Annotated in this window: 15 protein-coding genes and 1 tRNA gene; 9 read left to right on the plus strand and 7 right to left on the minus strand. The window is 74.2% G+C overall.

Translation table 11 applies throughout. From position 1 onward, the window contains the following. Positions 1 to 30: 30 nt before the first annotated feature. A complete protein-coding gene (locus ACFV57_RS38250; RefSeq protein WP_385242396.1) occupies positions 31 to 1,326 on the minus strand; it encodes an acyl-CoA dehydrogenase family protein in 1,296 nt (431 codons plus the stop codon). 385 nt (positions 1,327 to 1,711) lie between these two features. On the opposite strand from ACFV57_RS38250, the gene ACFV57_RS38255 reads away from it, so the two are divergent. After that, the gene (locus ACFV57_RS38255; RefSeq protein ID WP_385242399.1) at positions 1,712 to 2,911 is read left to right on the plus strand and encodes a Gfo/Idh/MocA family protein; all 1,200 of its coding nucleotides are present in this window, start codon (positions 1,712 to 1,714) and stop codon (positions 2,909 to 2,911) included. Positions 2,912 to 2,999: 88 nt separating this feature from the next. Here the strand turns inward: ACFV57_RS38255 and ACFV57_RS38260 are convergent, their stop codons facing one another. Further along, positions 3,000 to 6,248 (minus strand): amidohydrolase family protein, encoded by a 3,249-nt coding sequence (locus tag ACFV57_RS38260; protein WP_385242402.1) that lies wholly within the window; start codon positions 6,246 to 6,248, stop codon positions 3,000 to 3,002. A gap of 223 nt (positions 6,249 to 6,471) precedes the next feature. On the opposite strand from ACFV57_RS38260, the gene ACFV57_RS38265 reads away from it, so the two are divergent. Then, positions 6,472 to 7,395 carry an alpha/beta fold hydrolase gene (locus ACFV57_RS38265; RefSeq protein ID WP_385242404.1) on the plus strand — a complete coding sequence of 308 codons (924 nt, stop codon included), beginning with the start codon at positions 6,472 to 6,474 and terminating at the stop codon, positions 7,393 to 7,395. A gap of 31 nt (positions 7,396 to 7,426) precedes the next feature. Here ACFV57_RS38265 and ACFV57_RS38270 read toward each other — a convergent pair whose 3' ends face one another. After that, the gene (locus ACFV57_RS38270) at positions 7,427 to 8,329 is read right to left on the minus strand and encodes a transketolase family protein (protein ID WP_385242407.1); all 903 of its coding nucleotides are present in this window, start codon (positions 8,327 to 8,329) and stop codon (positions 7,427 to 7,429) included. 87 nt (positions 8,330 to 8,416) lie between these two features. Then, a complete protein-coding gene (locus ACFV57_RS38275) occupies positions 8,417 to 9,157 on the minus strand; it encodes a transketolase (RefSeq protein WP_385242409.1) in 741 nt (246 codons plus the stop codon). A gap of 54 nt (positions 9,158 to 9,211) precedes the next feature. Here ACFV57_RS38275 and soxR point away from each other — a divergent pair, with 54 nt between their 5' ends. Then, on the plus strand, positions 9,212 to 9,724 hold the full coding sequence (gene soxR / locus ACFV57_RS38280; protein WP_385242411.1) for a redox-sensitive transcriptional activator SoxR: 513 nt from the start codon (positions 9,212 to 9,214) through the stop codon (positions 9,722 to 9,724). On the opposite strand, the gene ACFV57_RS38285 is transcribed toward soxR, so the two are convergent. Beyond that, entirely contained in the window at positions 9,705 to 9,998 is a 294-nt protein-coding gene (locus ACFV57_RS38285; RefSeq protein ID WP_385242414.1) for a YiaA/YiaB family inner membrane protein, read from the minus strand. The two genes, soxR and ACFV57_RS38285, sit on opposite strands and share 20 nt — an antisense overlap. A 190-nt stretch (positions 9,999 to 10,188) precedes the next feature. Between ACFV57_RS38285 and ACFV57_RS38290 the strand changes: the two genes are divergently transcribed. The 6 genes from ACFV57_RS38290 to ACFV57_RS38315 all read left to right on the plus strand — a co-directional run bounded on the left by ACFV57_RS38290 (position 10,189) and on the right by ACFV57_RS38315 (position 16,425). Continuing rightward, positions 10,189 to 10,265 (plus strand) — tRNA-Pro (locus ACFV57_RS38290). Positions 10,266 to 10,378: 113 nt separating this feature from the next. Then, on the plus strand, positions 10,379 to 10,876 hold the full coding sequence (locus ACFV57_RS38295) for a winged helix-turn-helix transcriptional regulator (protein ID WP_385242417.1): 498 nt from the start codon (positions 10,379 to 10,381) through the stop codon (positions 10,874 to 10,876). A gap of 502 nt (positions 10,877 to 11,378) precedes the next feature. After that, positions 11,379 to 12,671, plus strand: coding sequence for an MAB_1171c family putative transporter (locus ACFV57_RS38300; RefSeq protein ID WP_385242420.1), 1,293 nt, complete (start codon positions 11,379 to 11,381; stop codon positions 12,669 to 12,671). 60 nt (positions 12,672 to 12,731) lie between these two features. Then, positions 12,732 to 14,003, plus strand: coding sequence for a cytochrome P450 (locus ACFV57_RS38305; protein WP_385242423.1), 1,272 nt, complete (start codon positions 12,732 to 12,734; stop codon positions 14,001 to 14,003). Positions 14,004 to 14,319: 316 nt separating this feature from the next. Further along, entirely contained in the window at positions 14,320 to 15,576 is a 1,257-nt protein-coding gene (locus ACFV57_RS38310; protein WP_385242426.1) for a D-alanyl-D-alanine carboxypeptidase family protein, read from the plus strand. A 138-nt stretch (positions 15,577 to 15,714) separates the two neighbouring features. Then, the gene (locus ACFV57_RS38315; protein ID WP_385242429.1) at positions 15,715 to 16,425 is read left to right on the plus strand and encodes a DUF309 domain-containing protein; all 711 of its coding nucleotides are present in this window, start codon (positions 15,715 to 15,717) and stop codon (positions 16,423 to 16,425) included. Between the two features lie 14 nt (positions 16,426 to 16,439). Here the strand turns inward: ACFV57_RS38315 and ACFV57_RS38320 are convergent, their stop codons facing one another. Both ACFV57_RS38320 and ACFV57_RS38325 read right to left on the minus strand, forming a co-directional pair. Next, on the minus strand, positions 16,440 to 17,546 hold the full coding sequence (locus tag ACFV57_RS38320) for a hypothetical protein (RefSeq protein ID WP_385242432.1): 1,107 nt from the start codon (positions 17,544 to 17,546) through the stop codon (positions 16,440 to 16,442). Next, entirely contained in the window at positions 17,546 to 18,790 is a 1,245-nt protein-coding gene (locus ACFV57_RS38325; protein WP_385242435.1) for an MFS transporter, read from the minus strand. The genes ACFV57_RS38320 and ACFV57_RS38325 overlap by 1 nt, the downstream gene beginning before the upstream one ends. Between the last annotated feature and the right edge of the window lie 5 nt (positions 18,791 to 18,795).

The following is an 18,795-nucleotide window of genomic DNA, read 5'->3' on the forward strand; positions in this document are numbered from 1 at the left end:
GAAGAAGACCCGCGCCACCCCTCGCCGGCGCTAACCGGTCGGCTGCAACTGAGCCCGCTCCCGCAGGAGAGAGGTGCGCCGGCCGGCCACCGCGGGCTCCGGCGTGTCCGTGGCCCGGTCGTCCTCCTCCGGGTCGGGCGGTTCCCTGCGCACCAGGTGCGACAGGCGGCCGGACCACTCGCCCTTGGCCGTGCCGAGCGCCAGCTCGCCCAGGCGCAGCAGCTGGATGTCGGAGGTCCCGGCCGGGGCGCAGATGTGGTGGGCGTCGCGCAGATAGCGCTCCACCGGGCGGTCCGTGAACAGCCCGCAGGCGGCGTGGATGTCCATCGCGTCGCGCGCCGACTCCAGCGCGGTCTCGACGTTGACCAGCTTGGCGTTCATCAGCTCGGCGTCGCAGGGCAGGCCCTGGTCGAGCAGGTGGACGGCGTGGTAGGCGGCCAGTCTGGCGGTCAGCAGCCGGGACTGGACGCGGCCGAGCTTGATCTTGATGTTGCCGAGGTGCGCCAGCGGTTTGCCGTAGCGCTCCCGCTCCGCGCAGAACCGCGAGGTCTCGTCCAGCACGGCCTGGTGGATGCCGAGCGACACCGCGGTCAGGTTCGGACGTCCGTACAGCACGCTGGAGGAGTACGCGACGGACAGCCCGTCGCCCTCCTGGCCGAGCAGATTCGCCGCCGGCACCCGGCAGTTGTCGAAGAACAGCTCCCCGAAGCCGAAGCCGTGCAGCCCCATCGCCTGCCGCTGCTCGCCGACCCGGACGCCCGGCCGGTCCGCCTCCACCAGGAACGCCGACAGGCCCGAGGAGCCCTCGCCGGTCCGCATGACGACACCGTGCAGATCGCCGACGTGGCTGTTGCCGACGTAGATCTTGCGGCCGTTGAGGACGTAGTCGTCGCCGTCGCGGACCGCCCGGCTCGTCATGCCGAGCACATGGCCGCCGGACTGCGGCTCGGTGACCGCGATGGTCGGCAGGCACTCGCCCGCGGCGATGGCCGGCAGCCAGGTCTTCTTCTGCTCCTCGCTGCCGAAGTGGATGATCTTCGCGGCGCCGAGCTGGGACGCCTGCGCCATGGCGCCCATGGCGCCGCTCACCCGCGACAGTTCCTCGATGATCAGGGTCTTGGCCAGATGTCCGGCCCCCATGCCACCGTAGGCGCGGTGGACGGTCGCGCCGATCCACCCCTGGCGGGCGATCAGGCGCGACAGGTCGTGGCACACCGTACGGGCCGCCTCCATCTCGGCTATCCGGGGCCGGATCTCGCTCTCCGCGAAGTCCCGCACCCGGCGCCGAAGCGCTTCATGCCGCTGGTCGGTGAAGTAGCGATGCAAGACGAGCCTCCTACGCTGTACGCCCCCGCGCTCTGCCGCCCCCTGCTTGCCGGACGGCGCCCCCCGGGTGTTCGCCGCCGGTCACCGTGGCCCCCAGCCCTGCCGTTTCGAACGGTCATCGGTTGCTTACCTCGTGCAATACCCGTTGGCATACCTGTTGCACGGCGCATAAAACATCAACTCCGTGCATTTATGCGAGCAATGGGAGTGCGAAGAACACATTCACCACCCCTGTGGTTTACGGTGCGTGAAGCACGTCCGGCAGTGTTCCCGCGGGGTGGCGAAGAAAGGCGCGACGCCGGTGGTCCACGGCCCCCGCCGCCCCGCCGTTCGCAGGTTCCGAACCCCACCGACCATGGAGTCCGTCAGCCTCTGGAGGCACCTCATGACCGACGATCTGCGCCTGGGCGTCATCGGCTTCGGCCTGCGCGGCGATCTCGCGCTCACCGCCCACCGGCCGGGGTACGGCGCCCGGGTCGCCGCGGTGGCCGACACCGATCCGGACGCGTTGGCGTACGCCGCCCGACGCCTCCCCGGAGTCGAGACGTTCGCCGACCACCGCGCGCTGCTGCGCCACCCCGGTCTCGACGCCCTGCTCCTCCTCACGCCCGACCACACCCACGCGGACCTCGCGCGCCAGGCGCTGCGCGCGGGGCGGCCCGTCTTCGTGGAGAAGCCGCTGGCGACCTCGATAGCGGACTGCGACGCGATCCTGCGCACCGCCTTCGAAACCGGTACGCGGCTGTACGTCGGTCACAACATGCGGCATATGCCCGTCATCCGCCTGATGCGCGAACTGATCACGCGCGGTGACATCGGCCGCGTCAGAACCGTGTGGGTGCGGCACTTCGTGGGACACGGCGGCGACTACTACTTCAAGGACTGGCACGCCGAGCGGCGGCACACCAACGGACTGCTCCTCCAGAAGGGCGCGCACGACCTGGACGCGCTGCACTGGCTCGCGAACGGCTACGCGCGCCAGGTGCAGGCACTGGGCGACCTGATGGTGTACGGCGACCCCGCGATGCGGCGCGCCCCCGGGGAGCCCCGTCCGGAGGACTGGCTGGCGCACGACGCGCACTGGCCGCCCGGCAGCCAGCGCGGCCTGAACCCGCGGATCGACATCGAGGACGTCTCCCTGGTGAACATGCGCCTGGACAACGGCGTGCTGGCCGCCTACCAGCAGTGCAATTTCAGCCCGGACTACTGGCGCAACTACACGGTCATCGGCGACGCGGGCCGGCTGGAGAACTTCGGCGACGGGCCGGGCGGTTCGGTACTGGTGTGGAACTCCCGCCAGTCCGGGTTCCGCGCCGACGCCGACGCCGTGTACGGGCTGCCGTCCGGCGAGGCGGACGACGAAGGCGGGCACGGCGGCGCCGACCCGCTGCTCGTGGACGAGTTCCTGCGGTTCGTCCGGCACGGCGGGTGTACCGACACGTCGCCGGTCGCCGCCCGGATGGCGGTGGCGGCGGGGGACCGGGCCACCGCCTCGCTCCGCGACGGCGGCACCCCGCGTGAGGTGCCGCCCCTGGACCCGGAGCTGGTGGACTACTTCGAGCGCGGCCAGACCAAGGGGGCGTGAGGGAGCGCGGGAGGGCGGCGGGCGTTCACCACCCGCCGCCGCCCGCGTCCGTACGCCTCCGCGTCGTCGGGCGCGCCCGCTCGCGCTCTCAGTGGCCCGCCCCGCAGCAGGAGTCGCGCCGGTGCTGCCGCCCCACCTCCAGCCAGTGCGCCTCGCCCGCCCCGGCCCCGGCCGCGCGGTCCGCGGGCGCGGGGAAGGCCGCCACCAGGTCCCGCTGCTCGAACAGCCGCCCGCCCCGCAGCACCGCCGACGTACGCACCAGCGAGTCGAAGTCGGTGAACGGGTCGCCGTCCACGATCACCAGGTCGGCCAGCTTGCCTTCCTCCAGGGTGCCGAGGTCCCGGTCCGCGCCGAAGACACGGGCGGGCAGGACGGTGGCGGTGCGCAGGGCCTGCGCGGCGGTGAGCCCGTAGCGGTGCAGGGCGCGCAGCGCCAGGTGCAGATGCAGGCCGACCGGCGTCAGCGGCTGGTCCGTGCCCAGGGCGACGAGACCGCCGCCGCGCAGCACCCGCCGGTAGACGCCGACTTCGGTCTCGATGTCGCCCAGCTGTTTCGGGGTGGGCCGGTGGCCCGCGTTCTCCCGCGTCAGCGCGGCGTCCCACGGCGGCATGAGGGTCGTGACGCGGGCGTCGTCGGCGAGCCCGGGGTCGGCGCCCAGCAGGACGGAGGCGGTGAAGGGGGTGGCGATGAGGTGGAAGTCGGTGCCGGTGTAGATCTCCTCCACGTCCTGGTACGCGTGGCCGGTGGCGGACACGGCGTGGCCGAACTCCAGGCGCTGGGTGGCCTGGAGGTGTGTCGTCATGTCCTGGCCGAGCTGTACGCCGGGGGACAGCAGATGACTGCCCGACCGCACGCGCAGCCGCTGGTGCGCGAAGCGCGCGGCCTCCTCCATGATCCAGCCGGGGGCCCGTACGTACGTCTTGACGAAGTCCCAGTCGAGCCCCGCGCCCCGCTCCAGCGACCGGCGCAGGCCCTCCCGCGTGGCGTGGGCGCGGCCCATGCTGTAGGCGACGCGGCTGCCGTCCAGGAGCTCGCCGCAGGACAGCAGCCGGGGGCCGGCGAGGGTCCCGGCGGCGACGGCCTCCCGGATGCGGGCCTGTTCGTAGGAGAAGCCGCCGAAGGAGACGGCGGTGGTGATGCCGTAGGCGAGTTGCAGTGCGGTCTGCCGGCCGCCGTACGTCGTCTGCCAGGGGTGTGTGTGCGAGTCCCACAGGCCGGGGATCACTGTGCGCGCGGACGCGTCGACGCGGCGGGCGGCGCGTCGGCCGGCTGCCCGGCCGTGCGGCTCGACGGCGGTGATCCGGCCGTCCCGCACCACCAGGTCGACGTCCTCGCGCACCTCCTCGCCGGTGCCGTCCCAGAACCGGCCCGCGTGCACGACCGTGTCCCGGGCGCGCGTGCCCCGGTGGTCCAGGGACACCTTGACCGTACGGGCGGGGCCGCCGTCCACGCCGGTGAGCCGCAGCCGGCCGGCCGACAGGTACAGCAGGGTGCGGGAGTCGCCGGACCAGGACGGGTGGTCGGCGCACTCGTCGGTCAGCCGGCGAGGGGCTCCGTCGGGCGTGCCGTCCGGCCGTACGGGCAGCACCCACAGGGCGGATTCGGCGATCAGTGCCATCCAGCGGCCGTCCGGCGACCAGACGGGTCCCGAGTCGTAGCGGTCGGCGATGGACAGCAGCGTGTGACCCGGGTCCGGGGCGTGCAGCCGGTCCTTTCCGGTGCGGGTGTCGACGACCCGGATGAGGTTGTAGCCCTCGCGGAAACGGCGGTTGAGGCGGTTGCGGTCGCAGAAGGCCACGTAGCGGCCGTCCGGCGACCAGCTGGGACGGCCCGGCACGCCGCCGGCGCCCAGCGGCGCGGTCAGCGTCTCCTTGCCGTCGGCCAGGTCGCGTACGACGAGGTTGCCGGACATGTCGATCGCGGCGAGCCGGCCGCCGTCCGGGGACAGGGCGGGCTGCACCCGGCCCCCGCCGGCCAGCACCGTCTCCTCGCCGCTCGCCAGGTCGTGCCGGCGGACCGCGAACAGCCCCTCGCGGTCGTCGGCGTACACCAGGGAACGGCCGTCGCGGGCCCAGCCCGGCCCGAGGATGTAGCGGGTGGTGTCCGCCCGGACGAGCCGCCGGGGTCTGCCGCCGGAGGCGGAGACCAGCCACAGCGAGTTCAGCGCGGCGAAGGCCACCTGGCGGCCGTCGGGGGAGAGGGCGGGCAGGTGCACGCCGCGCACCGGGCGCGCCCCCGTGCGTTCGAAGCCGTAGTCCTTGACCTCGTGGCGGGGCCGCCGTACCGGCAGCTCGGCGGTGAAGGGAATGGTTTCCGCATCGTCCGGCGCGGCGGGCCGCAGCACCGTGAACTGTCCGCCGACGGTCAGCAGCAGCTCCTCGCGTGAGATCCAGCGCGGCGGTACGGGCTCCACGTCGCCGTCCACCGGGACCTCGGCGCCGTCCACGACGAGGGCGCAGGTGGCGCCGGGGCGCTCGGTGGTCCGCAGATAGGCGAGCCGGGCGGCACCGCCCTTCGCGGCGGGCGCCAGGGCCGGGACCATGGCCTGGGTGCCGGAGGCGGCGGTGTGCTCGGTGACGACCTCGCCGCCGCCGTCGGCCCGTACGGACGCGATGGTGCGGCCGGCCAGGGAGGTGCCCGACACCGTGCCGCGCACGAACCACAGCCGTTCACCGTCCGGCGACCAGGTGGGGTCGAAGTCCTCCCAGGCGCCGTCCTGGTGGGGGCCCGGCTGCCCGGCCCGGCCGGTGACCCGGGTCAGCTTCCGGGTCCGCAGGTCCAGCACCCAGATCCGGTACGGACTGCCCGTCACCGGATCACCGCCCCGCTCGGAGGCGAAGGCGAGCCGGGTGCCGTCCGGCGACCAGGCCGGGCCGCGGTCGTCCCACGGCCCGTCGGTCAGCTGCTCCAGGTCCGAGCCGTCGGGGCGCAGTGTCCAGATGTGGAAGCCGCCGCCGCGGTAGGCGCAGACGGCGACGCGGCTGCCGTCGGGGGAGTGGACGGGCCGGGTGGGTTCCAGGTCCGGCGGGGTCAGCGCCCGGGCCTCGCCGCCGTCGCGCGGCAGGGACCACAGGACGTTCTGGACCTCGGCGATCAGCCGGTCGCCGGCGGGGGAGAGGGAGGCGGCGCCGTTCGTGGCGGCGGTGAACGAGAGGGTGGGCAGGCCGGCGGCGTCGGCGCCGGCGGCGTGGGCGGTGGCGGCGAGCGGGCCCGGGAGCCCGGCCAGGCCCGTGACCGCCGCGGCCGAGGCCGTGCCCTGCAGGAAACTGCGCCGGGACAGGGGCCGCGGGAAGCGCGCGGCCCGGGAAGCGTCGGCAGATCTGTCCGTGGTGTCCAACGGTCCTCCAGCCATGGGGGGTTGCGTGGGTCGGTGGCCTGCGGCGAACCGACTGATCGTGTCACGCGCCGACGGCCCGGGGTCAACACCTGACGGGCGCGTCCCTTGGCCGCTCGCGGGTTCCGGGGGAGAGTGGGGGCCGAAGATCCGCGGCGGCCTCCCGGAAGCGGTCCGCCCCGGCCGTCCCGTGCCCCGTCCGTTCCGGCAGTCAGGAGAGTGCGCCATGCAGGCCGTGCAGCAGGATTTCCACCAGGCCCCGGACGGCGCCCGCATCGCCACGTACACCTGGCTGCCGGAGTCCGGGCAGCCGCGCGCCCTGGTCCAGATCGCCCACGGCGCGGCGGAACACGCCCGGCGCTACGACCGGTTCGCGCGCTTCCTGACCGGCCACGGCTACGGAGTGATCGCCTCCGACCACCGGGGCCACGGCGCGACCGCTCCTTCCACCGGCGGCCTCGGCGTCGTCGGTGACGATGCCTGGCGCGCCGTCGTCACCGACCTCAAGCACATCGGCGACCGGGCCGGCGCGGACCACCCCGGCCTGCCGCTGGTCCTCCTCGGGCACAGCATGGGCTCGATGCTGGCCCGCGACTACGCCCAGGAGTACGGCGCCGACCTGGCCGGGCTGATCCTCACCGGCGTCCTGCGCAGCCTGCCCGGCGCCGAGGTCGAGAGCGGCGCGGCCGCCCTGGAGGCGGAGATCGCCGAAGGCGGCCGCGCCGCCCTCTCCGGCTTCGTCCCGGACCTCTTCGGCTCCTTCAACGACCCGTACGAGCCCCGCACCGGCTTCGAATGGCTCTCCCGCGACACCGCCGAGGTGGACCGCTACGTGGCCGACGAGGAGTGCGGCTTCCCCTTCAGCGCCGGGCTGTCCCTGGACTGGGTACGGGCGGTCCGCAAGGTCAACGACCCGCGCAACCTCGCCCGCGTACCGCTCGGGCTGCCCCTGCACATCGCCGTCGGCGACCAGGACCCCTGCAACCAGCGGCTGACGCACGTCGCCGAACTCCTGGAGGACTTCCGCTACGTGGGCCTGCGCGACCTGACCTGGCGGGCCTACCCCGGGGCCCGCCACGAGATCCTCAACGAGACCAACCGCGACGAGGTCCAGCGGGACCTGCTGGCGTGGCTGGACGAGCGCGTGTAGGCCCCGGCGTACGGCGTGCCGCGTACGGCCGTCACCGGGCGAGGAAACCGGTGATCCGCTCGCGCAGCGACCGGGCGTCCAGGCCCTGGCCCGCCAGATGCTCGTCGAGCTGCCCGTAACGCCGCAGTTCGCGGCGTCCGACGCCCAGACCGAGGACGCGGTGCGGCACGTGCTCCAGCGCGTCGTTCGCGTGCCGGGTCGAGGTGCCCTCGTGGTACGGCTCGACGATCACCACGTCCGCCGCCGTGCTCCCGGCGACCGCGCCGCGCAGGGCCGCGGCGTCGAAGGGCCGCACGGTCGTCGCGTACAGCACGGTCACGTCCAGGCCCTCGGTCGCGGCGAGGACGTTGTCCAGCATCGGGCCGACCGCCAGCACGACTGCGCCGCGCCCTTCGCGCAGCGTCAGGAAGCGTGCCCCGTCGACCGGCCGCGGCGCCTCGTTGCTCTGGACGGACAGCCGTACGTAGACCTTGTCGTCACCGGCCGCGGCGGCGTGCCGCAGCAGCGTCTCGGCCTCGTCCGGATGGCCGGGGACGTGCATGGTCCAGCCCTCCAGGCTGTCCAGCAGGGCGATGTCGCCCGGCGCCATGTGGGTGAAACCGCCGGCCGGCCAGTCGTAGGAACCGGCGGCGCTCACCAGCACCCCGCCCACGCCCTGGTGCCCGAAGTCCAGCTTCACCTGCTCGAAGGGGCGCTCCACCAGGAAGCTGGCGAAGGTGTGCACGACGGGCCGCAGCCCGGCCAGGGCGAGCCCGCCGCCCACCCCGACGAGCAGCTGCTCTCTGATGCCGACGTTCACCACCCGCCGCGGGTGGCGTTCGCGGGCGGACCGGAAGCCGTCGGCGCCGATGTCGGCGAGCACGACGGCCAGCCGTGGGTCCTTGTCGAGCAGTTGGGTGGTGACCGAGGCGAAGCGTTCACGCATGGTGTCCATCAGATGTTCCTTCTCGAAGTCGGTGCGGCGGCGGTGCGGCGATGGGGGCGCGGCGTGCGCGGGCGTGCGTACGGATACGGGTGCGGCTCAGGACGCCTTCGGCTTCGGCTCGCCCGAGTACTCCTTGGGCTCCACCCGGGCGACCACCGCGTGCGGCCGGTCCGGGTGGGGTGCGGTGAACGCCGCGTACAGGGCCTCGTGGTCGCGCCCGTCCACGGTCGTGGCGGACCAGCCGGCCGCCTCGAAGCGGGAGGCGATACCGCCGCGCCAGCCGTGCGTCGACGAGGAGTTGTCGACGACCAGCGTGTGCAGCCGGGACAGGCCGGCGGCGCCCGCGTACGCGAGGGCCTCGTGGTTGCTGCCCTCGTCCAGCTCCGCGTCGCCGACCAGCACCCACACGGCCGGGCCGGTGCGGCCCTGGGCGCGCAGCCCCAGCGCCGTGCCGACGGCGAGCGGCAGCCCGTGCCCCAGCGAACCGCTGCCGATCTCCGCGCCGGGCACCAGCAGCCGGTCCGGGTGGTGGCCGAGCGGCGAGTCGTACGAGCCGAAGCCCGGCAGCCATGCGGCGGGGAAGAAGCCCTTGGCGGCGAGCACCGCGTAGTAGGCCATCGGGCCGTGCCCCTTGGAGAGCAGGAAGCGGTCCCGGTCCGGGTCCTGGGCGGTGGCGGGGGAGACGCGCAGCACCCGGTCGTAGAGCACCCACAGGGCGTCGAGGGTGGAGGTGGCGGCCGGGCCGTGCTTCTCGTCGCCGGTCATCAGGCTCATCAGGCGGGGGAGAGCGGCGAAGTCCGCGTCCCGCGACGCGGCGGAGGGTGTGGTCGTCGTCATGGAAGAGAGCGTGCAACTTCAAGGACGCTTGAAGTCAAGCACTAGGCTGCGGGCATGACCTCACCCCACGACCGCCTGCCGATCGGCGAACTCGCAGGCCGTAGCGGACTGGCCGCCTCCGCGCTGCGCTACTACGAGGAACTGGGCCTGATCCACTCCGAGCGCACCGGCGGCGGACAGCGCCGCTTCACCCGCGCCACCCTGCGCCGCATCGCCTTCATCCGGGCGGCCCAGGTGGTCGGCCTCTCCCTGGAGGAGACCGGCGCGGCCCTGGCCAGGCTGCCGCGGGACCGGGCACCCAACGCCGCCCAGTGGAACAGCGTCGCCCGCACCTGGACCCGCCGCATCGACCAGCAGATCGCCGAACTCCAGAAGCTGCGCGGCCAGTTGTCCAGCTGTATCGGCTGCGGCTGCCTCAGCCTGCGCAAGTGCGGCCTGTACAACCCGCAGGATGCCGCGGCCGAGAATGGGCCCGGCGCCCGCTATCTGCTGGGCGACCGCCCCGAGGCGCCCGGAGCCGGGCCCCCTGTCGCCGGGGCGCCGCGCGTCACACCTGACCCGGCTTGAAGACGTCCTGCTCGATGAGGAGCTTGTCGATCCTGGCCTTGTCCACCCGGTTGGTGACCTCCTCGACCTCCTGCCGGTCCCGTACGCATTTGGCCAGCGTGAACGCCGACGAGACCACGAAGATCAGACCGAGCCCCAGGAACCCGCGCTCCCAGGCGCCCACGGGCAGCTTGACGATGCCGACGGTCACGGCGACCAGGGAGAGTCCGAACGAGATCGCGGACTGCACGAAGAAGGCGGTGGTCGTCGGCCGCTGTATCGAAGGAGTGGTCATGCGCGTAGCGTGCCGCCGGTCCGCCGGGAGCGCATGAGTACGCGTACTCACGCGGGCGCGCGGCCGCGCCGGCGAGCCCGGCACCGCCGCGCGGGCCCGCTGCCCGAAACCTGGCGGTGGACACCCCCTGACATGCGGTATTGTTCTCATGCACGGCCAGCCGGGGGAAAAACCCGGGCCGGACGGGCATCGGGACGTGGCGCAGCTTGGTAGCGCACTTGACTGGGGGTCAAGGGGTCGCAGGTTCAAATCCTGTCGTCCCGACCAGCGTTTTCGCAGGTCGTAGGCCGTTCTCGCAGGAATGCGGGAGCGGCCTTCGCGGCGTTCGCGCGCGACGCCTCGGCCGGGGCCGGCCGAGGGGACCCTCGTATGCTCGCCGCATGAGGCGCACTTCCTTTGCCGACTGGCCCTGCTCGATCGCGCGCACCATGGACCTGCTGGGCGACTGGTGGACGCCGCTGGTCCTGCGCGAGGCGTTCTACGGGATCCGGCGGTTCGACGCGTTCCAGCGCGAGCTGGGCATCGCCCGGAACACGCTGACCGACCGGCTGCGCCGGCTGGTGGACGAGGGGCTGCTGGAGAAGCGCCCCTACCAGCGCGACCCGGTGCGCTTCGACTACGTCCTCACCGAGAAGGGCCGGGACTTCTTCGGCGTCCTCGCGGCCATGAACCAGTGGGGCGACCGCTGGCTGGCCGGCGCCGACGGGCCGCCGGTCCTCTTCCACCACGAGCGCTGCGGTCAGGACAGCCACGCCGAGGTGGTCTGCGCCGGATGCGGCGAACCGATGACGGCCGCGGACACCCGGCCGCGGATCGGCCCCGGATATCCGCGGCGGCTGGCCGAACGGGCCGACGTACGGCGGCGGTTCGGGGACTGACCCCGGTCGGCTCCGGCTTGGAATCCTTGGCCGCGCGTCCCTCTTTCCCCGCTTTTCCCTGTCCATAAGTGGACTGGTGCGCGATATCGCGCGCGTGACAGGATGCGGGCTGCGGTTTCGGCGGTGACAACTGCGTGCGGGGCGCGGGCGGCCGGAACCCGGGGGAGCGAAGCCGGGGGGCGGATGCTGATGGGGGGCGTGCGGACCGGGAGCGGGGCGCGGAGCACGCGCACGCGACGAGGGAACCGCCTGCGCGCGGGCGTACGGGCCCGGCGGGCGCGATACCGGTGCGAGCGGCCGGGCGGCACGGCCCAGGGCCCGAAGGCCCGCACCGCCGACGGGGACAAGACCTTCCACGGACTCCGGACCGCTTCGCGGCACCGGACACACCTCGTGCCGTACGCACCCGGCCGTCCGCCGCCGGGGCGCGACACGGCCGGCGCCGGTGGAAAGGACGGCGCCGCGCGCGGCGCCGGAACGGCCGACTCGGACGGGGGATCGAGTGTTTGACGTGCTGTATCTGAGCTTGGGTGTGCTGGCCTGGACGGTCGTCGCCTTCAAGATCCGCACCTGGCTCCGCGACCGCGGCGACGCCGATCTGAGGCTGACCTGCGTGATGAGCGCGGGGGTAGCGACGGTGTTCCTCTTCTCCGCCCCCAGCGTCTACCAGTGGTTCGACCGGCTGACCGGCGTGCCGAACCTCGCCATGGTCTTCCTCTACTCCGCGGTCGTGGTGTTCGCGGCCGGCGCCTTCGTCCTGCTGCTGCGCTGGAACGGCGGCGGTGGTGCGGCGGGCCGCGCGCGGGCCCGGCAGCGGTCCCGTAGGGCTGTGGCGGTCGTGGCCGTGGCCTGGGCGGCGGCCGTGGTCTGCTTCGTCTTCGGGCGGCCCGACGATGTCGAGCATCCCCGCGATTTCAGTACGGCCTACACCGGATCGCCCGGCGTGATGACGTTCCTGGTGCTGTATCTGGCCATTTTCGGCACGAGCCTCGCGGGCCTGGGCACCCTCTGCCCGCGCTACGCCGGCCGGCTCGGTACCTCCTGGCTCGCCCGCGGCCTGCGGGTGCTGGCCGCGGGCTGCTGGCTCGGCCTGGCCTACTGCGCCTGCAAGCTGGTCGGCTTCGCCCTGTCCTGGGCCGGCCGCGAGGCGCTGTGGCTCTCCGACGGAGTGGCGTCGCTGAGCGCCATGGCCGGCGCGGTCCTGGTGCTCGCCGGGCTCGCGCTGCCCGCCGCGGGCCCCCGGGCGGGCGCCTGGCGCCGGATGCGCCGTCTCCAGCCCTTGTGGAAGGACGTCACCGCGCAGGCCCCCGAGGTGACCGCGCGGCGGACGCACTGGCCGTTCGCCGACCTCCAGTGGCGCGCGGACCGGCAGCTCGCGGAGATCCGGACCGTACAGCGCGGCATCCGGCGGTACGTGGAATCGGACACGATCGACATCGCGCGCGAGCGCGGGCGCGCGGTGGTGGCGGACGAACGGCAGCTGGCGGCCGTCGCGGAGGCCGCCGCGCTGCGCCGCGGGCTGGAGAACCGGGCGATCGGGCTGGTGCCCGTCCTCGGTGCCGACAGTGTGGTGGTGCGGGTGGAGGGGTGGCCGGGGGAGCGCGGCGGGGTCCGGGCCGCAGGGGGCCGGGAGCAGCTGACGGACGGCCGTCCCGGCGGCGCCGGGTCCGGACGCTTCGCCGAACTGGCGGCGGAGTTCGAGCACTTGGCGCGGGTGGCGGATGTCTACCACTCCCCGCTGACCGACACGGTGCTCACCGAACTGCGGCAGCGCAGCGCGGCGCGGCGGCACTGACCGAAACGGCCCGCCGGCCGCCCGCCGCCCCGGCGCCCGCCGTGTCTAGAGTCGTGGACCATGCAGAAGACCGCCGAGACCGGCCCCGACGACCTGATCGACGTGACACACCTGCTGGACGATCCGTACGCCGGCTACGCCGCGCTGCGCGAGGCCGGGCCCGTACACCGCATCGCCGGCCCCGACGGGCAGCCCGCGTGGCTGGTGACCCGGTACGAGGACGTGCGCAGGTGTCTGTCCGACCCGCGGCTCTCGCTGGACAAGCGCCACGCGCACGGCGGCTACCGCGGTTTCTCGCTGCCGCCCGCCCTGGACGCCAACCTGCTCAACATGGACCCGCCGGACCACACCCGGGTGCGCCGCCTCGTGGCGAAGGCGTTCACCCCCGCCCGCGTCGAGAAGCTGCGGGCGCCCGTGCGGCGGCTGGCCGACAGCCTGCTGGACGCGGTCGAGGGCGCCGGCCGGACCGACCTGATGGAGAGTTACGCGGGCCCGCTGCCCATCGTCGTCATCTGTGACCTCCTCGGCGTGCCGGAGCGGGACCGTCCGGACTTCCGCGCCTGGACGGACGCGCTGATCGCGCCCGACCCGGCCCGGCCGGAGGAGGCCAAGCAGGCCGTCGGGGCGATGATGCGCTACTACACCCGGCTGATCGCGGCGAAGCGGACCGCGCCGGGGGACGACCTGCTGTCCGACCTGATCATGGTCAGGGACGGCGGTGCGGAGGGCGGCGCGGACCGGGGCGCGGACGGCGGTACGGGCCCGGCCGCGGCGCCGGACGCCGCCGGGGACCGGCTCACCGAGGACGAACTCACCTCGCTGGCCTTCCTCCTCCTGTTCGCCGGTTACGAGAACACCGTGCACCTCATCGGCAATTCCGTGCTCGCGCTGCTGGACCACCCCGAACGCCTCGCGGCGTTGCGTGCGAATCCAGCCGAACTATCGGGGGCCGTGGAGGAGTTCGCGCGCTACGACGGACCGGTCGCGCTGGCCATCCGCAGGTTCCCCGTGGAGGACGTGGAGATCGGCGGCGTACGGGTGCCCGCGGGGGAGACTGTGCTGCTCTCCCTTGCCTCGGCGGACCGGGACCCGCACCGCTTCCCCGCCGCCGACACGCTGGGGACGGACCGCGACGCGGGAGGCCACCTCCAGTTCGGCCACGGCATCCACTACTGCCTCGGCGCGGCCCTGGGGCGGATGGAGACCGAGACCGCCATCGACGCTCTCATCAGCCGTTTTCCCGGTCTGCGGCTCGACATCGCGCGCGCCGACGTACGCCATCGCCGTACCCTGCGCGCACGTGGCCTGATCTCGCTCCCCGTCGCCTGGTAATCGCGGGACGAACAAGTTTTTGAGGCATAACCGTTCCTTCATGCGGTAGAAAGGTCGTGAGGCCCGCCCGGTGTGCATCCCCCGTCGCACCGGGCGGGTCCTCGTGTGTACGGGGCGGGCGCGGCCCGGGTGCCGCGCCGCGCCGTACGGCGTCCGCCCGCCGCGCGCCTCCCGGCCGGCCGTAGCCGCCTGTGAGCCTTTGGCCCTCGCCGCCTTCGTCGCCCGGCTTCCCCCGCTCTCCTCGCGTGTTTCGGCGCTTCGGCCGTCTGGCGTAGGCCCGTCTGCGGCCGGGGTGCGCGCTTCCTAGCGTGAAGGCATGGCAATTGACACGCTTTTGTCCCGGAATGCCGGTGCGCTGGCCGTCATCGCCGCCACCGGTCTGACGCTCACCTCCATACCGGCGGTGGCCCATGCCGAGGAGGCGGCGGCGACCCGGCAGGCCGCGGACCGCGGGACGGGGGCGGCCGGACCGGCGGCGGACCGGCTGGCGGACCGGACGGGGCGCGAAGTGGTGGGGGCCGGGGCCCCCGCGCTGCCCGCCGGGGTGTCCGGCCGCTCCTGGACGGTCACGGACGTCCGTACGGGCGATGTGCTGGCGGCCAGGAACGCGCACCAGCGGCTCGCGCCCGCCAGCACCCTCAAGACCCTGTTCGCGGTCACCGTCCTGCCCAAGTTCCGTGCGCAGGCCGTCCACAAGGTCACCCCGAAGGAACTGGCGGGCATCGGTCCGGGCAGCAGCCTCGTCGGCATCCAGGAGGGCCGCCGCTATCAGGTCGCCGACCTGTGGCGCGGCGTCTTCCTGCGCTCCGGCAACGACGCGGTACGGGTGCTCGCCTCGATGAACGGCGGCTGGACGGCCACCGCCCGCGAGATGCAGGCCAGAGCCCGGCAACTGGGCGCCCGCGACACCACGGTGAAATCCCCGGACGGGTACGACAGCCCGGGGCAGGTCTCCTCGGCGTACGACCTGAGCGTGTTCGGCCGCGCGGGGCTCGCCAACGCGGACTTCGCCGCGTACTGCGCCACCACGACCGCCCGGTTCCCCAGCAAGGGCAGTCCCTCCTTCGAGATCCAGAACACCAACCGGATGCTGTCCGGCTCGAACGGGATGCGGCGCTACCCCGGCATCGTCGGCGTCAAGAACGGCTACACCAGCAACGCGGGCAACACCCTGATCGCCGCGGCGGAACGGGGCGGCCGTACCTTGCTGGTGACGGTGATGAGCCCGCAGTCGGGCGCGTCCAACGCCGTCTACAACGAGGCGGCGTCGCTGCTGGACTGGGGTTTCAAGGCCGCGGGCAAGGCCCGCCCGGTGGGCTCCCTGCAAGCCGCGGCCGCCACGCCGGGCGGCCGGACCGCCCCCTCGGCCGACGGTGCGCGCGGCGGCGCCGGACGCCATGCCGCGACGGTGCGGCCGGTCGCCGCCGAGGTCTCCCGCGAGGCCGGGCGGTCGTCGGAGGCGACGCTGTGGGCGCTCGCGGGGGGCTTCGCCGTGGCCCTGGCGATCGGTGCGATCTTCGGCTGGCGGATGTACGTACGCGGACGGCGCACGCCAGGGGGCGGCGGCTCCTGAGCAGGCCGCTCCCCCGGACGCACGCGGGTGCACGGCACCGTCGTGATCCGGCCATGATGCGGCCGGGACCGGTGGGCCGATCCGTACGGCCGCCGCCCTGGGCGCACACCGCCCCGTCGCGCCCTGCACAATCGAAGCGTGAACGTGACGCGACGCGACGAGGGCGGCGACCCGGCCTGCTGGCTGGACCAGGTGTGCCAGGAGTGCGGCCGTATCTCGGACCGTCCGGCGGAGCCCGGCTGCGAGCACTGCGGGGCCGGGACCGGGGCGGAAGCCGTGCCCGGCGCCGCGACCGCGGCGGACCCGCCGGAACCGGAAGGACGGAGCATGGCTGCCCCCGACCCGAACGACACCCGCGGCGGCGTCCGCGACCGTGACCCCGAGGGCCGGGCCCGCAACGCCCGGCCGCGGGACGGCCTCGGGCGCCCGCTGCCGTACGGCGCTCCGGGCGTGGCCCGGCAGCCCGAGGGCGTCGAGCGCAGCCCTCACCAGGCGCTCACCGAGGCCCAGGACCTCCTGGACCGCGGAATGCCCTTCCACGCCCACGAAGTGCTGGAGGACGCCTGGAAGATGTCGCCCGAGCCGGAGCGGCAGCTGTGGCGCGGCCTCGCCCAGCTCGCCGTCGGCCTCACCCACGCGGCCCGGGGCAACGCCAAGGGCGGCGCGACGCTGCTGCTCCGGGGCGCCGGCGCCATCGCTCCGTACGCGGACACCGTCCCGTACGGCATCGACGTCCCCGGGCTCACGGCCTGGGCGCGCGACCTGGCGGACCGGACCGACGGGCCGGTGGCGGCGGCCGGGAACGCGCCGCGCCTGTGCGCCGGCGACGTCCCCCGGGCGGGCGAGTAGCGGACCGGTCCCGGTCAGCGCACCAGTGCCGGTGACGAGGCCCCCGCCACCCGCAGGGCCGGGGTGCCCGTGCCGTCCGCGGGGACGGTCCAGACGTCGCTGCCCTTCCCGTCGCCGCCCGGCAGCGCGTAGCCGAGCGTGTGGTCGTCCAGCCAGGCGGCCTGGTCGTCCACGCTGCGCTCCTCCGCGAGCGGCCGCTCCCGCATCGTGCGCAGGTCCAGCACGTACAGCCGCCAGGGGGCGCGTGCGCCCTCCCGTACCCGCTTCTTGAACGCGAGACGGGTGTTGTCCGGCGAGAGGGACGGGCACTCCACGTTCTCGCGCAGTGTGCGGGCCGCCCAGCGGCGCATGTCGCCCTCGACGAGGTAGGTGCGGCCCTTGGTGGAGACCGTGGCGTAGAAGCGGTTGTCGTCGCGGGCGAAGGTGACGCCCCAGTAGTTGACGTCGGGGGAGTGGTAGCGGCGGCCGTCGAGGGTGAGCGGGATGTCCTCCATGTTCTTGACCAGATAGCCGGTGCGGGTGTCGAGGATCGAGGTGCGGGTCGAGAAGGACGTGGTGGCGTACGAGTCGCCGGTGGCGAACATCGTCCAGGACAGCATCCGGCCCGAGGCGGAGACCCGCGCCCGGTTGGGGATGCCGGTCAGGGCGATACGGCGCTGCTCGCGCAGCCGCCCGTCCAGCACGACGGCGTACGCGGCCGGGGGGATGCCGGGGCGGCGCTGGAGGCACAGGGCGGTGCCGCCGGCCGCGTAGAAGCGCTCGCAGGCGGGGCCGCCGGTGGTGCGGTGGTCCGCGGCCGGTGCCCGCATTGCCGCGACGCCGGGAGAGGTGGCAGTGGCGGGAGCGGCGGCCAGGCGTGCGACCCGGCCGGCGCCCTCCCCGTCTCGCGTACTGCGGAAGTACAGCTGCCCGTGGTCCAGGCCGAACGCCGAGGGCGTGTCGGCGGGTTCGGCACGCCGGGCCGCCGTCACCGTGTAGACCACGGCGACCGTGGCGAGGACGGCCGTGGCCACCGCTACGGCGACGACGCGGGCGCGCATGGAGAATCCGGCCGGGCCCTTACGGGCCTCGTCCGCCACGTCCGCCGTCTCCGGTGAACGTGCCGTGTCTGTCACGACCACTACGACCGCCTCTCCGTACGGGGAAGCAGCGCGACGGCACCCGCCAGCGCGGCTGAGAGGACGACGACGGCTGCGACCAGTGCGGGCCCGCTGCCCCACAGCGTCCAGGCGGCGCCGAAACCCGCGGCGGCGAGAAGACGGGACAGCGCCTGTCCCGTCTGTAGCAACGCCATGCCGCTCGCCCGCCGTGCCGCCGGCAGGGCCGGGCCGGCCAGCGCCATCAGTACGCCGTCGGTGGCCGCGTAGAAGACACCGACCAGCAGCAGCACACCGGCCAGCAGGACGGTCCCGTCACCGACGGCCAGCAGCACGTAGGCGGCGAGCAGCGCCACGTGCCCGAGGAGGAAGGGGACCCGCCGCCCGATGCGGTCACCGAGGCGTCCGGCGGGCACCGCGAGCAGCAGGTAGACCGCGGCGGTGCCGAGCGGCAGCAGCGGGAACCAGCGCACCGCGAAGTCCAGTTGCCGCTGGAGCAGCAGGTAGACGAACGAGTCGCCGATGGTGGCCGCGCCCAGCAGGGCGGCGGCCAGCATGATGCGCCGGAAGGCGGCGTCGCGCAGCGGCTCGGTGATCCTGGCGCGCAGCGGGGCCCGCGGCCCGGCGGCTGCGGCCACCGGGCCCAGGGCGGCCCGCCCCGGGACGAACGCGACCAGCAGCAGCACGCCCAGCAGCCCGACGCAGAAGCTGACGACGAACACCGCGTCGTAGGCGTCCGCGGTCGCCCACAGCAGCGCGAACGCGGCGAGTGGGCCGAGCAGCGCGCCCGTGGTGTCCATCGCGCGGTGCACGCCGAACGCCCTGCCCAGGGTGTCGGGCGGGCTGCTGAGCGAGATCAGCGCGTCGCGCGGGGCGGTCCGTACGCCCTTGCCGATGCGGTCGGCGGCGATCGCGGCGCTGATCCCGGCCGTGCCGCCGCCCGCGAGCAGCAGGCCCAGCCGGGACAGCGCGGACAGCGCGTACCCGGTTCCGGCCACGAGCTTGTGCCGTCCGCCGCGGTCGGCGGCGTGTCCGCCCACCAGCCGGACGAGCGCGGTGACGCCGTTGTAGAGCCCGTCCAGGAACCCGAACTGGAGGGGCGACAGGCCCAGTTGGAGGACGAAGTAGAGCGGCAGCACCGCGGTGACCATCTCGGAGGAGATGTCGGTGACCAGGCTGACCGTGCCGAGCGCGAGGACCGGTCCGGCGACGCGGCCGCGCGTCAGCTGCGAGGTGGCGGCGGCCGCGCCGGTGGTGGCGAGATACATGGTGG

It is taken from the genome of Streptomyces sp. NPDC059788, assembly GCF_042732265.1.
Classification (GTDB): domain Bacteria; phylum Actinomycetota; class Actinomycetes; order Streptomycetales; family Streptomycetaceae; genus Streptomyces.